General features: G+C 48.6%; 12 protein-coding genes and 1 pseudogene. 7 read left to right on the top strand and 6 right to left on the bottom strand.

Translation table 11 applies throughout. The features are described 5' to 3' along the window. Positions 1-34: 34 nt before the first annotated feature. Both H6G21_RS22055 and H6G21_RS22050 read right to left on the bottom strand, forming a co-directional pair. Positions 35-4,984 carry a PAS domain-containing protein gene (locus tag H6G21_RS22055; protein ID WP_190576052.1) on the bottom strand — a complete coding sequence of 1,650 codons (4,950 nt, stop codon included), beginning with the start codon at positions 4,982-4,984 and terminating at the stop codon, positions 35-37. Positions 4,985-5,259: 275 nt separating this feature from the next. After that, the gene (locus H6G21_RS22050; RefSeq protein WP_190576043.1) at positions 5,260-5,454 is read right to left on the bottom strand and encodes a hypothetical protein; all 195 of its coding nucleotides are present in this window, start codon (positions 5,452-5,454) and stop codon (positions 5,260-5,262) included. A gap of 247 nt (positions 5,455-5,701) precedes the next feature. Between H6G21_RS22050 and H6G21_RS22045 the strand changes: the two genes are divergently transcribed. After that, the gene (locus H6G21_RS22045; RefSeq protein ID WP_190576041.1) at positions 5,702-6,595 is read left to right on the top strand and encodes an MBL fold metallo-hydrolase; all 894 of its coding nucleotides are present in this window, start codon (positions 5,702-5,704) and stop codon (positions 6,593-6,595) included. 83 nt (positions 6,596-6,678) lie between these two features. On the opposite strand, the gene H6G21_RS22040 is transcribed toward H6G21_RS22045, so the two are convergent. The 3 genes from H6G21_RS22040 to H6G21_RS22030 are packed head-to-tail and all read right to left on the bottom strand — an operon-like array spanning position 6,679 to position 9,205. Continuing rightward, the gene (locus H6G21_RS22040; protein WP_190576039.1) at positions 6,679-7,632 is read right to left on the bottom strand and encodes an RsmB/NOP family class I SAM-dependent RNA methyltransferase; all 954 of its coding nucleotides are present in this window, start codon (positions 7,630-7,632) and stop codon (positions 6,679-6,681) included. Between the two features lie 5 nt (positions 7,633-7,637). After that, positions 7,638-8,000, bottom strand: coding sequence for a hypothetical protein (locus tag H6G21_RS22035; protein WP_190576037.1), 363 nt, complete (start codon positions 7,998-8,000; stop codon positions 7,638-7,640). A 35-nt stretch (positions 8,001-8,035) separates the two neighbouring features. Then, complete coding sequence (locus H6G21_RS22030) at positions 8,036-9,205, bottom strand: FAD-dependent oxidoreductase (RefSeq protein ID WP_190576035.1); 1,170 nt, start codon at positions 9,203-9,205, stop codon at positions 8,036-8,038. Positions 9,206-9,592: 387 nt separating this feature from the next. Here H6G21_RS22030 and H6G21_RS22025 point away from each other — a divergent pair, with 387 nt between their 5' ends. Together H6G21_RS22025 and H6G21_RS22020 are read left to right on the top strand one after the other, a co-directional pair. Beyond that, a complete protein-coding gene (locus H6G21_RS22025) occupies positions 9,593-12,241 on the top strand; it encodes a dynamin family protein (RefSeq protein WP_190576032.1) in 2,649 nt (882 codons plus the stop codon). A 68-nt stretch (positions 12,242-12,309) separates the two neighbouring features. Continuing rightward, the gene (locus tag H6G21_RS22020; RefSeq protein WP_190576030.1) at positions 12,310-13,680 is read left to right on the top strand and encodes a hypothetical protein; all 1,371 of its coding nucleotides are present in this window, start codon (positions 12,310-12,312) and stop codon (positions 13,678-13,680) included. 14 nt (positions 13,681-13,694) lie between these two features. Here the strand turns inward: H6G21_RS22020 and H6G21_RS22015 are convergent, their stop codons facing one another. After that, a complete protein-coding gene (locus tag H6G21_RS22015) occupies positions 13,695-14,123 on the bottom strand; it encodes a hypothetical protein (RefSeq protein WP_242042000.1) in 429 nt (142 codons plus the stop codon). Positions 14,124-14,313: 190 nt separating this feature from the next. Here H6G21_RS22015 and H6G21_RS22010 point away from each other — a divergent pair, with 190 nt between their 5' ends. The 4 genes and pseudogenes from H6G21_RS22010 to H6G21_RS21995 all read left to right on the top strand — a co-directional run bounded on the left by H6G21_RS22010 (position 14,314) and on the right by H6G21_RS21995 (position 17,981). Continuing rightward, the gene (locus H6G21_RS22010; protein WP_190576028.1) at positions 14,314-15,513 is read left to right on the top strand and encodes a pentapeptide repeat-containing protein; all 1,200 of its coding nucleotides are present in this window, start codon (positions 14,314-14,316) and stop codon (positions 15,511-15,513) included. 423 nt (positions 15,514-15,936) lie between these two features. Then, positions 15,937-16,155, top strand: a complete 219-nt coding sequence (locus H6G21_RS22005; protein ID WP_190576026.1) for a hypothetical protein — start codon at positions 15,937-15,939, stop codon at positions 16,153-16,155. Positions 16,156-17,400: 1,245 nt separating this feature from the next. Continuing rightward, positions 17,401-17,698 (top strand): annotated as a pseudogene (locus tag H6G21_RS26375) (BrnT family toxin). After that, positions 17,688-17,981, top strand: coding sequence for a hypothetical protein (locus H6G21_RS21995; RefSeq protein ID WP_190576024.1), 294 nt, complete (start codon positions 17,688-17,690; stop codon positions 17,979-17,981). Before H6G21_RS26375 ends, H6G21_RS21995 begins: the two are co-directional and overlap by 11 nt. Positions 17,982-18,497 lie beyond the last annotated feature (516 nt).

The raw sequence follows: 18,497 nt of genomic DNA, 5'->3' as shown, positions 1-18,497 counted from the left end.
CTAGGGATGCTGGAATGGATAATCTATCCAAGGATTACTGGGGGCTGAAACCTGTGGAATTTAAATTTAACACTGTAAAGTAAAAAGTTGTTCCTTGGCCTAATTCTGACTCTGCCCAAATGGTTCCCCCGTGGCGTTCAACAATTTTTTTGCAAATCGCTAGACCAATGCCGGTGCCGGGAAATTTCTGCTGACTGTGGAGTCGGCGAAAGATTTCAAAAATGCGATCGAGGTATTGGCGTTTAATCCCGATCCCATTGTCTTGGACGGCAAATTGCCAATGGTGCTCTGGCGGACGGTGGGGATCGGATCGTGTGGGATCGGCAGGAAACTCCCTCACAAAAATATGGACTTGGGGGTTGTCTGCCTGATTAAACTTAATTGCATTACTAATTAAGTTTTGGAAGATTTGGGCGAGTTGGATGCGATCGATGAATAGCGTCGGTAAGGGATCGTGCGTGATAGTGGCTTTACATTCCGCGATCGCGATTGCTAAGTTATTTAACACATCGATTAGCACAGCATTGCAGTCCGTGAGGCTTGGGGTTAGGGGACGACTACCAGCCCGGGAATAGGCGAGTAAATCTTGAATCAATGCTCTCATCCGCTTCGCCCCCTGGATAATAAATGTCATGTATTCCTGAGTTTTGGGATCGGCGATCGGGGATTCGGCAGAATGAGACTGGTGATAAATGTCTTCCAGGAGCTGGGTATAGCCAATGATGGCGCGCAGGGGTTCCTGCAGATCGTGGGAAGCAATGTAGGCAAACTGCTCAAGTTCTTGGTTCGATCGTTGAAGTTCAATATTGACTTGTTTGAGCTGTTCCTCCGCTTGTTTGCGGGCTGTAATATCTTTCATAAAGCAATAATGACCGATCGCATTGCCTTGGTCATCGCAAGCGAGGATGAGGGAAACTTCTTTATAAAATTGCGAGCCATCTTGCCGAATTCCCCGAATCTCCGCTGCAGACTTCCCCAGCTCCAGCATGGTTTGGTAAACCTGTTCTGAGGAATGTAAATCCTCGGGATGGATGGTTACTTGCCAGGGTTGGCCGATGAGTTCTTCCGGCTCATACCCACAGATGGCAGCGTATGCTTGGTTAACTTGAATATAGTAGCCATCGAGGTTCAGCTGAGAGATGCCTTCCAGGGCATTTTCCAGGGCGGTTTTGAGGCGCAAAACTTGAGCTTCTGCCCGTTTACGACCAGTGATGTCAGTGCCCGAGATAATGTAGCCTAACAAAACACCATTTGAATCAAATCGGGGAATGCCGGTGGTCAGGAACCATCGATAGGCACCATTAGCCCGCTGCAAACGAAATTCTAATTCAAAGGGGTGATGGGCTTGAAAGGCTATGGTATAGGTTTTTGAACATACAGCGCGATCGTGGGGATGGATACTTTTCATCCAGCCATGATTGATTTCTTGCTCTAACGTCCGACCTGTGAATTCAAGCCAGCGTTTGTTAACGTGGATGCAATGCTGCTCGGCATCGGTCATTATCATCAGGACGGGTGCGTAGTCCGCTAAATATCGGAAACGGGCTTCACTTTCTTGGAGGGCAGCTTCTGCGTGCTTGCGATCGGTGATATCACGATGGATCCCGACCATGCGTAGGGGCTTCCCGGCTAGATCATAGGTGACGACTTTGCCATAGTTCGCGATCCAGCGCCATTCCCCCGATCGATGCTTCATGCGGTACTCAAAGGCATAGGGAATCGAACTATCTTTGAGATGGGCTTGCAGAGTGGCCGTAACATAAGGAGCATCATCGGGATGGATGAGCTGTTGCCAGGTGTGGACATGGCCGGGGAGATCGCCGACGCCGTAGCCTAGCATTTCCAACCAGCGAGGGCTGAGATAGACTGCGCCGCTGGGAATATCCCAGTCCCACAATCCATCCCCCGATCCTTCTAGGGCGAGTTGTAGGCGTTCCTCACTGGTTTGGAGAATGGCTTCTGCCCGTTTACGATCGGTGATATCGACATGGCAGCCAATCATGCGTAAGGGCTGTCCGCTGGCATCCCACTCAATCACTCGTCCGGCACAGATCACCCAAACCGTCGAACCATCTTTATGGTGATAGCGCACTTCGTTGTAGTGGGGAAGGGTTCCATGGCTTTGGACGTGGCGCTCAAAACTCTCAAAAACCTTGGGGAGATCTTCCTGAAAAATTAGATTTTGCCAAGTTTCTGGAACGTTTGCTAGTTCGTCATTTTCGTAGCCCAGCATTTTCTTTAAACCAGGACTCATGTATTCCGTATGATTGGCAATATCCCAGTCCCAATAACCTGCTAGGACAGTATCCAGAAGGCTTTCTAAAAGATTTAGTTCCTGTTGTAGTTGGGCTGATTTGAGGCGTTCTTCTTCGGCTTGTTTGCGATCGGTGATATCGGTGTGGGTGCCAACCATGCGCAGAGGGTTCCCCTGTTCATCCCAGGCAACAATTTTCCCGAGGGAGAGAATCCATTTCCAATTACCTGTAGGAGTGCGTTGACGAAATTCTGCTTTGTATTCTGGAATGGTTCCGGTGATGTAGTTGTGGTAGGTCTGTGTAATCAAGTCGCGATCGGCAGGATGGAGACGATCAGCCCAATTGGCGTTGGTTTCTTCAAACGTGACTGGATCGTAGCCCAGCATCGTGGCATATTCTGGGTTAACCCAGACTTTTCCCGTTTGGAGATTGAGATCGTACATGCCTTGATTGGCCGATTCCAGCGCAAGGCGTAATCGTTCTTCACTTGCTTCGAGTTCTGCGGTGCGTTGGGCGATGCGGGTTTCTAGTTCCTGATTCAGTTGTTGTAGGGCGAGTTCTGCTTGTTTGCGATCGCTGATATCAAACTGAATGCCAATCAGGCTGCTAGGTTGTAGCTGATCGTTGTAAAAAACCTGTCCCAGACAGGTCAGCCACCGTTCTGAACCATCGGGGAGCAAGGCTCGATATTCAAAGGCAAAATCATTGCCTTGCTCTAGTGCTTTTTGAATGCAGGTTTCAGCGATACCTCGATCCTCTGGGTGGACTGCATTTAACCAATTTTCGTAGGATGCTTCGCAATCCCCTGGTGCATACCCCAGTAAGCCATAATTTTCCTCAGACCAGATGGAATGACAGTTGACCGGATCCCATCGCCAGGTTCCTGCCTTTGCCCCTTGCAACACCAGGGATACTTCGATTTCCTGTTCGCGGCGCTGCTGTTCTAGTTGTTTGAGTTCTGAAATATCGACGGTAAATAGCAGAATCCCGCCAATTTCCCCAGTGGGCGTAAACCAAGGGCGCGCATCCCAGGAAATCCATTGGAGGGTGCCGTCTACCCGCTGGAAGCACTCCTCTAGTTGACTGACAAATTCTCCCTGTAGGCAACGCTGGTGAACCGTTTTCCAATCCTCCCCAATTTCCGGGAAAATTTCGTAATGGTTGTGACCAATGAGTGAGGGTCGATCGACCTTATAATCCGTTAACCATTGCTGGCTGGCGGCCAGGTAGTTCATGTCGCGATCGAACAGGGCAATGGAGATGGGCACCTGCTCAATGACCACTGCAAGATATTGCAGGTGAATCTGGGCTTGGGTGGCTTGTTGGAGGGACAGTTCTGCCTGTTTACGATCGGTTAAGTCAGTTATGGTGCCCACATAACCGCTAATCTGACCACTGGTGTCATATTCGGCAACGGCTTGGCAAAAGACCCAAAGGGTTTGACCGTTGGTGTGTTGTAGTCGATATTCTGTGCTAGAGGGGATTTTGTGTTGGAGTTGCTGCTGCCAGGTTTGGATCACCTGTGCCCGATCGTCGGGGTGTAAGCAAGCCATCCAACCGTCACCCAGCGCGTCTTCTCGGGATAAGCCCGTCATTTGGCTCCAGCGATCGTTGACATAAATGCAGTGGCCGCTGCCATTGGTTCGGAAAATGCCGACGGGGGCCGCCGCTGCTAAGGATGCATAGCGTTGCTCACTCTCCTGTAATTGGCATTCTGCTCGTTGTCGTTGGAGGGCATTGGCTAATACATCGGCAAAACTGCGCAGGAGATGGATATGATCTTCTGGCCAAAGCAGCTCTTGGTGAAAGGAAATGAACCCCACGAGGCCAATGATTTGGTTCCGAGTACGGAGAGGCAGGGCAAGAGCAGATTGAATACCAAAGCGCTGAAAGGTTTGGTGATCGCGATCAGCGTCGGGGCCTAGGTTGGCAACGCTGCTGATATGGACAATTTCTCCGTTCTGCAGGCGTTTTGTACTCCAGGGCAACTGGGCCAGGGGAAAGTTTTGGGTATGGTGAATCTGAGAGGGAATGCCGTCGGCGACCCATTCGTGGGTCATACTGTGGGTGAGATGGTCGTCGGAATAGTGAAAAATATAGCTGTGATCGACTTGTGCAAATTCGCCAATTGCTCGCAACGCTTGGTTAATGCATTGATCAATGGCTTGGGGCGATGCTTGAATCAGGCTACTGGTGAGGTGGTTAATTAGGCGATCGAGTTTGATTTGTGATTCCAGTGCTGTTTGGAGATCTTGGTGTTTTTGGGTTTGCCGTAATGTGTGAATGCCATAGCTCAAGTGATCGGCCAACTCAGTGAGGATCTCAAGCTCTTCCGGCGGGAAGGGGGCAATCTGTGCGGCCTCAATTACGTCAGTTACGTCAGCTACATCAATGATGTCAGTGACATCAATTGCGGCAATATGCAGGGTGCCAAAGCACTGATTGTCGTAGATTAGCGGTAGTGCGATCGCGGCTCGTTGAAGTGGGTCTGATCGATCGCCCGCATTGCTTAAGGTCTGGTGGATGGCTTCGGCATCCTGATCAGGAGAACTCACCCAAGCTGACGAATATCCCCCCACGTCCACAATGAGCTGACACAGGGTGTGCAAAAGTTCCTGTTCTTCCTTGGCATGAACTAGCGTATGGTGGCATACTCTGACCAGGCGGAGCGATCGCTCCAATTGCTGACTTCGGTCTAAAGGTGTGGATGACAGGTTGGATGAAGTCATACTGTCCTAGCCGGGATACCAGAGATCTTTCCCACACTCTAATACACCGATAATGAAGTCGTCCAACCTCCTTACACTCCTTAATCAAATAAGCCAAATGGTCGAGTACAACTTCTAGATCATTGGCTCGAATGTCAGATAATGAGTTGTTTGAAATGACCCATGCTAAAGATTGCTAACATAGATCGCTAACACAGATGGCTAAAAAAGAGTTCTAAAACATTTATCTTCAAAAAATGATCAACAAAAATTTAACTGGATAAAATGCAAGCCTTCTATACAAAAGTAATCCAATTAGAAACCGTTTCAGCGATCGTACTGACAGTGGAACTATGATTTTCTAAAAATTCAACGTAGTTCGCTAACGTGTCTAAACCCACTGCATTTAGAACTACTTCAGTGGTTACGACTGCTGCCGCTTTCAGCAGAAACTTCCGCCAACGGGGGCTGGGGGGAACAAGCTGTGGCATGGGGAGAACTCCGAAATACTCTGTGAAATATTCTGTGAAATATTCTGTGAAATATTCTGCGAAATGTTCTGTGAAATACTCTGTAACAAAACCGCTGTAACAGCATGATAGGGGGTTCTGCCCGATCTCCATAGAGCACGGCGGGTGAGGATTGCCCCCCTTCGGGGATGGGTTTGCCGTCATCTGGGTCTGAAATCGATAGAATGGGGCAGGATGGTTCCCTGACGCTTTAGGAGGTCTGACTACGATGGCACACCTAACCCATCGGCGATCGGAAAATGTTGCGGGTGAATTTTATGTCGATCAGTCTTGCATTGATTGCGATACCTGTCGCTGGATGGCTCCGACGGTCTTTACTCGGGAGAATCGGCAATCGGCGGTCTATCACCAACCGCAGTCAGATGGTGATCGTCTTGCTGCCATGCAAGCCTTGCTGTCCTGTCCCACGGCTTCGATCGGCACAGTGGAGAAACCGCAGGATATCCAATCCGTTCATTCCAGTATTCCCATTCCCATTGTCGATCATGTTTACCATTGCGGCTACCATGCTGAAAGTTCCTTTGGGGCCGCAAGTTATCTAATTGTGCAATCGGAAGGCAATATTTTAGTAGACTCTCCCCGGTTTGCACCCCCATTGGTCAAGCAGTTGGAAAAACTGGGCGGCATTCGATATCTCTATCTCACCCATCGGGACGATGTGGCCGATCACCAAAAATTTCGGGATCATTTTCAGTGCGATCGCATTCTCCATCGTGATGAAATCACCCCAAAGACGGAAACGGTGGAAATGCAACTGACGGGTTCGGAACCCTACGAACTCGCCCCGGATGTGCGCATCATTCCGGTTCCGGGGCACACGGAAGGTCACACAGTTCTACTCTACGACGATCGGATTCTTTTCAGTGGCGATCATCTAGCTTGGTCGCCGAAGCAGAATCAATTGGTGGGGTTTCGGGAAGTCTGTTGGTATTCCTGGGAGGCACAGATTCGATCGATGGAACGGTTGGCCACCTACGCCTTTGAGTGGGTGTTGCCGGGGCATGGGCGGCGCTATCAAGCCGATCGGTCAACAATGAACCGCGAAATGCAGAAATGTATTGCTTGGATGAAACTCGATCGACGGGCGGGCGAATGGGATTAGCCAAGCGGTGGGTAGCAGGGTTGGAATTGAATCATTTGAATTTGCAACAGATCGCTCATCACTATGATATTCAATGACCAATATTAAATGACTGTAATACGAGGTTGATTGAGAAATGCTTCAGGTAATGGTCTTGAGGCGGTACCGGATGTATTTTGTAAAAGGGTGGTGAAAGCTCCTGCACCCAGACGATCGTGGGGAAAAATTCGATAACAAGGCAGATCGGTGAGGTGCGATCGGTAGGGGTGTAAATGGTCTACTTCAACGGCTTGGAAGTCTGGAAAGCGGTCTAGGAGCCATTCGATAACGCGCTCGTTTTCCTCGGGGGCGTAGGTGCAGGTCATGTACACTAAATAGCCTTGGGAGGCAACAAGGTGGGCGGAATTGGCTAGAATCCGCTTTTGGCGATTGGCATTTTTATTTACGTTCACCGGATGGAAGCAGCCCGGATTGGGAATGCCCTTAGCCAGGAGAGACTGACCACTACAGGGCGCATCGACTAAGACGACATTGGCGATCGCAGGAATCACCTCTGCCAGAATTTGCGAATCCACGCTCATCACCGCAGAGGGGCTAATATGACAACGCCGGAAGTTGGAAATGAGTGCGCCTGTGCGTTTACCGATGACCTCGTTGGCCAGGAGTAATTCGGGGTGCAAGGCTTGCCACGCAAACACGCTTTTGCCGCCGGGAGAGGCGCACATGTCAAAGACTAATTTGCACTTAGCAACAGTGGGCGCAATGGCCAGCAACACCGATGCGGCAAAAACCGAGGAAAAATCTAAACAGTAAAAAGCCCCTTGATCGTGCAGTGGGTGTTTGCCAGGTTGTTGTCCTAATTGCAGCCGATCGACAAACTGAGGTTGCCATTCCAGGGGGGGCAGGGTGGTAAAACTTTCTGCCTGGGGCTGGCACCAGAGGATACAGGGATGAAACGCTTTGGGATGCACTAATGCATCGACAAATTGATCACGTTCTACACCATCAGGAAACAGTTGTCTAGCCAGTTTCAATAGGAGATTAGACGGTTGCGCCATTGGGATTAGGATTGCAATCTCGCTCTCTGATGGTTAATCCTATCAGCCCAAGGAACACTCCGATCGACATTGAGTACGATTCGTTGAAAGGGTTCAACCGTCAATTCCAGGGTTAAGTAGTCGGTCGAGCGGGTCACATACCAAAATTCGCGGCCCCGAGGGGTGTAGTAGGTTCCGGCTTTGATCACCCCTGGCAAAAAGCTACCGGGAGCCCGAAGTTCTTTCCAACTACTGGCTGGGGGCTCGGTGGAGGCTTGGGTGATATGGCTGAGAGGAATCGTGATCGGGGTAGAGAAATGGAAGGCCCAGAGGCGTTCCCAGCCCGTTAGATGGATTTCCAGGCGATCGTCTAAAAGTTGTAGTTGCATGGTTGCTAGGGTGAATTCGATGCCTTAACCCTAGCTCAGGGTCGTTCGCTGGGTGTAGGAATTTCTGCGGAGAGGGGATTTTTCAGTGTCTGAAATTGTCGCATGAAGCGTCGATCGATCCAATCCTTCCACCACCAGCACAACGGCGATGCCCAGCCCCAACGGCCCCAGGTGGCCACCGCTGATCGATCGCCCGTGCCAATCAGGCTCAGGTAACGTCGTTGGGGGTGATACGCCTGGAGGGGCTGACCTTGCAGGGCGTGGCGTAGGTTCTGGAATAACGGGGGGCCCTGGCGCACGGCAAAGACGCCCGCCTTGGGGCAGGGCCGATCGATCAGAGTAGCAATATCGCCCGCTGCGAAAATGTGGGGATGGGATGGGGATTGCAGGGCTGCATTGACGGCAATAAATCCCCGATCGTCCAGTGCCAATCCCGTTGTGCGGAGCCATGCTGGGGCGGTGGCTTGGGTGACCCAGAGGCTGGCATCACAGGTCACGGTCAAACCGGAGGCGCAGTGGACGGTTGGGGCGATCGCGGCGGTGACGGTTTCGTTGAGGTAAAGCTGGATCTGGCGTGCTTGCAGTTGCTGCTGGAGATAGTGTTGCACCCAAGGGGCTTGCTGGGGTAGAAGGTCGGGGCTGCGATGGAAGAGGTGGATCTGAATTTGTGTAGGATCCATCAGTTGGGCGAGGCGGGCTTGTAGGTTGAGGGCGAGTTCTACCCCACCCACACCACCGCCGATGATGCTGAGGGTGATGGTTGGGTGAGAGGTTTGTTGAATACGATCGCAAAGCTGTTTCCACCAGGTGAGAAACTGCGGAACGGGTTTGGCAGGAATAATGAACGAATTAGGTTCATGGGGAATCTGGGGAGTGCTGCCGATGTCAATGGAGAGAATATCAAAGGCAATGGGATCGTGATTTTGGCAGATTACTTTTTGTTGATTGCTATCAATACCGATCGCAGAATCTAAAATTAATGTTGCGTTGGCAAATGTTGCGAGTGATCGTAAATCAATATGGCAATCCTGGTGGCGATAGAATCCAGCAAGATGTCCTGGTAACATGCCGGAATAGGGGGCTTCGGTGACATCGCTGATGAGCGTGACTTGCACATGGGGTAAGGGTTGCATCCCCCACAACCGCAGGGCGATCGCGTGGCTATGGCCACCCCCGATTAAAACAAGTCGTTGAGGCTGGGGCATAGGTTATGGTTAAACATAGACAATGCTTGCCAGATGGTTGCAAGCTACTCAAAGAATACAATTTACGATCCTCTTACGATCTTGATCATCTCTAAATGGATCATAGCAAGGATATTGACTCTCTTGCTTGGGTGAAGATGCCTAAACCCTCTAGAACAGTTTTCTACAATTAGGATGCTGAGTTAGCCAAACCCATGGCAACTGGAATTCTCACTTTAGAAGAAATTCGCAACCGTTACGATAGAGAATGGGTTTTGATTGCCTACACTCAATTTTGAAAAGAGCTAAAACCCAGGGAGGCGTAGGGAGATTTTTTCTTTGAACCTGTCAATACTGAGAACCAGAATGGGCAAAATACCCTAAGTTTTGACTTGTGTGGGTTCTTCTATGATTGCTGCTGCTCCTGTGACCGATCGGACTACCATTGCGAAGTTACTGAGTCAACTGACTAACCAAGAAATTTCTCCAGCCCAGGTTTCTAAGTTAGTGGTCTTTGTTAGTGCGTTGTCTACGTTATTGGTTGGAGTAGCCTTTGCAGATCGACAGGTTACGGAAGCAGAAAAGAAACGTCTAGTTGCTATTTTGAACGAATTTATTCCTAAAAGTAGCTCTCTATACAATTTATTACAACTAATGTTGAAGGGTGTGATAGCCCATCAATTGCATCATAAGCTACAAGCCCTGAGGATTTTCACCCAGGAGCTATCAGAGTCAGAGATCCTATTGCTGTTGTCTTTGGGGTATGAATTGGCAATGGCAGATGGGACGATTGATGCCGCAGAAGAAGACTATTTGGTGCAAATAGCCCAGCAATCTGAGATTGACCTTACGTTAACTCATACCATTAAAGCTACTTTGGCTACAGATATGACGGCTGACCCAGACTTGGTGCTGGAGGTTCTACTTCAGCTTGATCCAGCAAGATTTCGGGCGTTGGATCCGGTCTTTTGTCGAGCCGCAGAACGAATTTCCGATCGACTGTTAACAGAAGCGACCCAATCCAAGACCTCAGTAGACAGTCCAGCAATTAATTCTAAGATAACAACTGATTATAGTGATCTGGAGAAGTTTCAAACTCGTCAGCACAGCCTCAAACAAGTGGTTGGAAATCTGGAGTTGCTCCTTAACAAGTATGATGAGCATCTCAGTTTGCCAAAATCGATTTACGAAGATATTGCTACAGTGCAGCAAAATTTGAATTCTGCAATCTTCCGAGTGGCGATCGTCGGTGAATTTAGCCAAGGCAAATCCACGTTACTCAATGCCTTGCTCGGCGAGGAAATTCAGCCTGTACGGGCGATTCCCTGTAGTGGTACGGTTACGGTCTTACGGTATGGGCCGCAAATCCAAGTGATTGGTCGTTATCGGGATGGGCGAGAGGAAGAAATGCCCTTTGACCAGTACCAGGAAAAAGCAGCGCTTTCTGAGGATGCCGCTTTGGGAAATCGCGAGGATGCATTAGCGAATGCAGATCTCTTCGAGTTGGTATTGGAACATCCTCAATTAACGCTATGCAAACAGGGCGTGGAGTTAGTGGATTCCCCCGGTTTAAATGAGCATCCAGAACGGAGTCGATTAACCCAGCAACTGCTCGACAATGTGGATGCAGTGATTTTTCTGGTGAATGCTCAACGGCCTCTAACCCAAGGGGAACGCGAGCTATTACTAGATGTGAGAAAATGCTTAAATTACGGCCAAACAGCGCAACCTGTTAATAATTTATTTGTCCTAGTGAACTTTATGGATCTGTTGCGGCGTCAACAAGATCGGCAACAGGTACAGCAATTGTTTGAGCGGTTTCTTCTCGGTGAGAATCCGATTCTGAGTCAACCGGAACGCTTACATTTCATCTCTGCGCAAGCAGCTTTAGATGCCATCATCAAAGGTGAAATGGGTGATCCGTATGTCCAGGGACTGCAAAACTTTTCTCGATTGCTCCAAGCGTTTCTAACCGAAGAAAGGGGTACAGTTAAACTCAAAAAAATTGTTTCGCCTTTGTATGGATTACTTCAGCAAATTGAAGAGGAAATTCAAGAGCATAGGAAAGTGATTGAAGGAGAGATCATAATTTCGGCGGCCAATAAACAGAAAATTATTGAGCAGATAGGTCAAGCGGTGGGATATGTGAGCAAACTGGAAATTGACATTACCAGAACACAAGCGGAACAACAGCAAAATATCCTGGGACGATTAAGCTGCTTTTTGGATGCTCAATTTCAAGACACTCTTCAACAGTGTTCGAAAGAATGGTCAACGCAGCATACTGAGAAAGGCAAAATTCAACAGGCATTTCTAGCTAAGTTCCAAGATGATACTAATACAACGCTCCAAGAATGGACGGAAAAGGAAGCACTGCAGAGAAATTTGCTTCCGGTCTTGAAGGATTTTGACTATGGGATTCATCAAATGCTTGTGGAGTTTCAAGATAACTTAGCAGCGATTGATGGTGAAATTGGCTCCTACCTAGAGAATCAATTAAATTTAGAAGTCCAAAAGATTTTTCCGCAGCTTAAGCTACACAAGAAAATGGATGCAGATGATTGGGAAACGATGTGGAATACGGGAATTGGTAGTGGTGTTGGCCTAGGGGCTGGTGGAGTTGTTGTAGGAGGGCTAGCTTTTGCCGTGAGTTCAATTGCGTTTTTCCCCATTGTTCTGTCGGGAGCAGCGATCGCAGGAATTGCGGCGGCTGGAGCGGCACTTGGTACCGCGATCGGAGGCACCTTAGGCTTCTTTGCACCACCGGATTTCGAAACTATCAAAAAAGACGTTCTGAATGCAGGTTTTCAACAGCTTGCTACTACTGAAAATATCGATCGTATGAGACAGTCAATATCCACCTTGGTAGAGCACCTGTTTCAACAGAGGCTTACATCAATGCAACGGATCACTGAGGATTATTTGTACTTACTCAACTCACTACTGGAAGATTGGGAGCAAAAGCAACGCCTGACCCCAGAGCAAGCTGCTTTGCAGCTTGAAGTTTATCAGGAATGTCAGCGGGATTTGTCCCTACTGCGGGAGTCTCTTGACTAGTTTTCTGCTATTTATTTATTGGCCTGTTCTTGTTGCAGTTATCAATCAATTACTTGAAGGTGTATCCCATGAGTGTTCTATTTGAGTTTGCTCCTGCTATCCAAGCCCTCATCAATTCTGGTCAGTTGGTTCCACTGGTTTCAAAGATGGGGCAAATTTTACCCATTGCAGTAGATCCTAAAACCCGCAAATTTGTTGCCCATGCTATCGGAATTGCTTATAAACTGGATGAACTTCCCAAATTTCCTATCAATCCAATGTCTGTAATTTCATTGCATCCCGCAGTGATAACTACACAAGTTATTTCAGGACTAGTTACTGGAAGTGTAACTATCTATCAAAACCATCAAATTAAGAAGCAGGGAGAGGAGATTCTGCAATGTAGTCGCCAAATTTTGCAGGGGGTTACGGCTCTTACGCAGTCGGTTGGGGTGTTGCAAGCAACAACAGCATTTATTGGTGTGGGTGTGGTGGCGAATATTGCCATCTCCGCAGTCAATTTACACCAAACCTTAAAGCTCCGGGAAGATGTCAAACAGCTTCGGGCCGAAGTTAAGGATGGATTTATTGACCTGAAGAAAAGCTTGGCAGATCAGGGAGCAGAAATCATTGCCCACATCGATCGGGTAGCGGATGATGTAGAATTTCGTTCCCATCGCACAATTTTATCGAGGGCCTATGCGTTGTTTGTTCAAGCGACCGATCGGCTTAAGGTGGCTTTAATGGTGGAAGATCCCATGCGTCGCGATGCGGATATTAATTCTGCGCGGGATATGATGTTCAAGGCTCTTGCAGATTATGAGAACCCCCATCTTTTACAGAATGTTTGTGCTGCGGGGTATATTCGCCGCCGTGCCTGTGTTTGGGCGATCCAGCAAGCCATCATCATGACTTACCAACTGCAAGGAGAGCACCAATCTGCCAGCAGTCGTTTACAGGAGTTGCAAGCTACGATTCGTCGTAACGCCCAGAGTGCTCTGGATCTGGTAGGAACAGAAGCAGAGTTGGATTTCTTATTTCCTGAAATCCTGCACATTTGTAATCATGATTTAGTGGCACTAGACCTTTGGCAAACGCAGCTAGACTGGGCACGGAGTTTATCTGCTGAGGAAGTCAAACTGCTCAGTCCATCTGAGTTACAGCCCTTAGAATTGTCAGCTAGTGCTGAGATTGTAAATTCTGAACCCTTGGTGATTGATGTAATGGCTGTACCTCCTGAGCAAGTCCAGTATGAGGCGTTTAAGCAAAAGTCTCACTTTGTTGCATTAAAGGATCAACTGAAGCTGAAGTTGGCTCCAGAGTTGCGTGAATCCTATATGCAAGCGATCGAAACTCAAGCTTCCAAGAAAGGATTGAAGGCTTTATTGGCTGATAACTTGAGTACTGCGTCAGAAGCCACGATCGCGAATCTCTACCACTACCTACAGCCTGCTAATTAATTGCTTCTCCGATCTTAGTTACTTTCCAACTTTTGTTTGGCCTGTTGCTCGAACCAGTGGATTAGCTGTTCGATCGACAGGTTTTCTAATGAAACGGGAATGGATTCTGCGGCTTGGTTGAGGGGTTTGAGGGAAGAGAGCACGAGTTGGGTAAAGAAGGTTTTGAAATTGCTGTCCACGTTGGATTGCAAACTGGGGTCGGCGGCAATCCAGTGGGCGATGTCCTGGGGAGAGAGTTCGGCGATCGTACAGGTTTTGGTGTTGGCGATTTGTTTGAGCGATCGTAGGGCGTAGATGGCGACGCGGGTGGTGAACTTGTCCCGTGAGGTCAACAGAGCGGCATCCACGAGGGCGCATTCTTCAACGGTGAGGAAGTCAGTGCTCGGTTCCATAGGTGGGGCATTGGGGGTAAAGAGCGCAAGCAGACCGGAGGGTTGAGCCATTGGTCAGGCCATGGGCTAAGGTACCAGAAATGGGGCGACTTGGCCACTCGAATCTGTGATTGAGGGAGGTGGGCGGGTAGGAGCGTGGGAGGGGTGAAGGCAGGAAGAGTGGGAATTCGGTGCAACTTGGGAGGCTTGGGGTACCATAGGGCTAGCCTGTTTGACCTGCTAGTTCGTCATTCTTGTTGGTATGACTGTTGATCCTAAACCTCCCGCTAAGCCGAATTTGGAAACGTCCACGGCATCTCAGTCGATCGTTCCTGTCTCGCGATCGGTGGACTCTGGGCCTAAGGTGAATGCCGCTGCGGCGCTAACGCTCATTGCGATCGCGATTATTTTAATTGGATTTTTTCTAGGCAATACTTGGCTACTTCTGATTGGATCATTGGTAGCGTTGGGGTTATCGTTACAAGTTTTTTATCCAACGATTCAGCCAGCGGTGGAGGATCTGTTTACGACGAAGGATGGTGCGATTCTTTTAGCATCCTTTGGGCTGGGTTTGGGATTGTTGGGTTTGTTGAGTGTGATTGGGGCGAGTCGGTGGTTGTCGGAGCAGTTGGCGGATGCGAACTGGGATGCGATCGGGGCGTTGGGAGAAGTGTTTGGGGCGTTGGGTCAGATTTTGATTGCGGTGTTGGCGGTGTATATCGCTTGGCGGCAGTATGTGATTTCGAAGGATCTGACGATTCAGCAAAATAACATTACGCAGCAACAAACGATCGATACCTATTTCCAAGGGATTTCGGATTTGGTGTTGGATGAAGAGGGGTTGCTGGAGGATTGGCCCCAGGAACGGGCGATCGCGGAGGGGCGTACGGCGTCGATCTTCAGCAGTGTGGATGCGTTGGGGAAGGCGAAGATTTTGCGGTTTTTGTCACGGGCGCGGTTGCTGTCGCCGTTGAAGCGAGATCAGCGGTTGGGGCGTCCGATTTTGGATGGGCAGGGCGGCTATGCGGAGGATCGGCTGCATGGGGTGCGGGTGATTGATTTGGGGGTGATGTTGGCGGGGGCGGATTTGAAGAATACGGATTTGCGCTGGGTGGATTTGAGTGATGCCAATTTGATTCGGGCGGATTTGCGCAATTGTGAGTTGGTGAAGGCGAATTTGGCGCGGACGATTTTGGTGGGTGCGAATTTGGAAGCGGCGGATATTAATAGCGCGCGGTTGTTCTACGGCAAGCTGGAAACGGCGACGCCGCGCAGCCGTACGGAACCGCCGGATTATAAGACGGGGGCGCAAACGGGGGCTGTGGTGGAGAATGCTGATTTTACGAATGTGGAGGATATGTCGGAGGATCAGCGGATTTATGTGTGTTCTTGGGGCGGCTCGAAGACGCGGGCGACGGTGCCGGGGGGCTGTGAGGGGATTCCGAATCGGCTGGGGCGCTAGTGGGGCTGGGTAGGTAGCAAATGTTACCTGTAATGGTTTTGTAAATACGGATTGACAGGGGCTTGCTTTATTCGTAATCTAGCTTTTCATAGCGGTTCCGTGGACATCCTTCTTTCAGTTGGGCTTACGATTGACGGTACGGTATGAAGCGCGGGGCCGCTGGGATCCTGAAAATTTAGGGCACTACCCTTTGTTGTTGGAGCAACTCCGGGTAGCTATTCCCCCTCGCTGTAGCGCCAGCAAGGAGGCTTGTTGAGAATTTTAACATTCGATCGAGCCACTCTTGTTTGTGATGTCAAACGGGGTGGCTCTAAATTTTTGGGCTTTCTTCGCCCTCATTCCCGGCCCTTCTCCCACACGCAGGCGAAGGGAGCAAGATTGCAGTAGGGATGAGATTCACTACAAACAGGAGAAGCTCACATTATGGCAAACGGTTCTAGCGATCGGAGCGATCGCACAGTTCAACCTGAGAAACAACGCTTACAGATCCACTTAATCGGTCACAAGGAGTTCGTGCAGGACACAATTAATCAATTCCATGCCCATCGAATCGCAGACAGGATTCATTGGAGTCAACCGATGAAGATCGTGCATTCGGACGGACAATACATCAGCATCCTCAGCCGCGAACGGCTGCGATAACGGTAACGATGAAGCTGAGGTGCCCTACAAGTTTGTTCATCTGGCAGACTGTAGGCACCTCACGGGGTGTTGCAAAAGCGATCAGCTCATTGGCCCAGAAACCCGTCTGCGAAAGCAGCGATCGTGGTAGTTGAGAGTGATCGTTCATTTCCTCCCTCATTTGTGTGATACAAAGTTCGATCGGCTTTCCAAATAGTTTCGTGGGCAGTCGTTCTGAATTAAATCTTTAGAAAAACTTCCTCATTAGCCCAGCCTAACCCGTCGTCGCACCTGACTGGCAATGCTAAACTGTTTTCAGCAAAATCAACCCACAGCAGGTGAACTTTGCGTTATGCGGCTTAAATTATGGATTGGAAAAAATCCGGAAGTACGCTAGCTGACATCCAGATTATTGTAAAGAAGTGTTAGGTTTTACGTATGGTTGAGTTTTTCTAGCAGATAGACCATTATGAAGTAGCTTTAAGCCTTACTACGAGGTGTACATGGATCCTTCTCCCTTCCCGCAACAATCAGGATTGTCATACTGGCGATGGTATGTCTCTGCTACTGCGATAGCTCTCTTAATCAGCATTCCGTTGTTAGTGTTTATGGCTATTTTGGTCAGTCCATTAACAGTCTTCCTATGGAATTCACTTATGCCTACTCTATTCGGATTGAAGCAAATATCTTGGTTGCAAGCAGTTGGCTTATTTTTGTTAGCAAGACTATTGCTTTCAAGTAAGTAAGCTTTCGGTTCCAGATAGAGCTAAGTAAATGGGGAAATATTTCTCATGAATAGTTCGAGCAATTTTTTTAATATTGGTTGCGGTAGTGGCTGCTTAACAATACTGATTAGTGCTATCGTTTGGGCAGTCATTAACTCTGTATTGATTGTTCTTTTGTGGAACTGGCTCATACCAGATTTGTTTGGATTATCAAAAATTTCTCTTCTCCAAGCTATCGGAATCTCGTTCTTACTAGGTATATTGCGTTCATCTTCGTCTTCTGACAATTCATCAGATGACTGAATTATGGTACATCCATTGCATTTCGAGGAGCATCTTTTACTATACTGTCTGAATGGCATAACATAATCGCTTGGAGCGGACAGTTGAGAGTCTTCGTGTCTATCGTTTAGGTTAATCTGCTGCCGCTCAACCGGAACGTTGTACCGCTTCGTTCCAGGTTGTGGCAGCAAGTTAAGAATTGTCGATTTCCGCGAATGCGTATTGACACTGTACATACGTCTTGCTTAGAATGATGAGCATGGACGTTTACTTTGTGCTGAATGGCATTACGTTTATCTGGAATGTAGAGAAGGCGCGGATTTAATCCGGTCAATCATGATGGGATTACCTTTCAGCAGGCAGCTGAGGCGTTTTTCGATCCATTCCTAGTTTTAGTTGATGCGAGTCGCAATGATGAAGCAAGAGATGCAGTAATTGGCTTGGATACTCGCTATAACTTGCTCTATGTCGTCCATATTGAGCAGGAAGGTGACTGCATTCGGATTATTTCGGCGCGGACAGCAACGCGACAAGAGAGGAAAGAATATGAAAGTTGAAGCGTTAAAGAAGCGATTAGATAAGAATCGGCCCATGACGAGCGTGACGATTCGGATGCCGGAAGATGTGGTTGAGGATTTGAAGCGAATTGCGCCATTGTTAGGATTTTCCGGTTATCAGCCGTTGGTTCGGGCATACATCGGCCAGGGATTACGTGCTGATTTGGAGCGCTTTGAAGGTGAGACGGTGAGTGCTTTGATTGCGAGTTTGAAGCGGCGAGGTGTGAGCGATACCGTGATTGATGAAGCGTTGAGCGAGGTGGTGCAAGCCACAGCTAGTTGACCTGTACTTGCTAGCAGTACAACAACCCGGATGCAGCGGACTCGTAGGATTGATCTATAAGCAGCATAACGTGGCTTCGGAGCCGTTGATCCAGAACGTTCCTTTACAAGTGAACATGTGAAAAAATATTGCATTTCGCGTATATTTTTCTTGTCTTACTTGATAAGAAAGAGTTCCTTATCTTTTTGTGGGTTGAGAATGAACGTCAGCAAATTTAGCGCTAATTTCCTACGAAGCAGCATTCTCATTCTTTTAAGTGCATATGTTATTCACGATCCGTCTAAAGTTCAAGCTCAATCAGCATCGACACTAAATGAAATTGTATTAGTCGAAAAAACAGTGGCAGATTCTATCCATAGGATAGGATTAGAGCAAAGAGCATTCTTCTTAGAGCTGAGTTCTAAAGAGAATCTAAAGAGAGGCAAAGGCAGGTTCCGACATTTTTTATTGTAAATGTGTTGCATTCAAGCGTTGACGATGAGCCGACTCCCTGCAGTTGCCAATCCAACCCGCCAA

Source organism: Alkalinema sp. FACHB-956 (assembly GCF_014697025.1).
In the GTDB taxonomy this organism is placed as follows: Bacteria; Cyanobacteriota; Cyanobacteriia; order Leptolyngbyales; family Leptolyngbyaceae; genus Alkalinema.
This window is presented reverse-complemented; position numbering and strand designations above follow the sequence as displayed.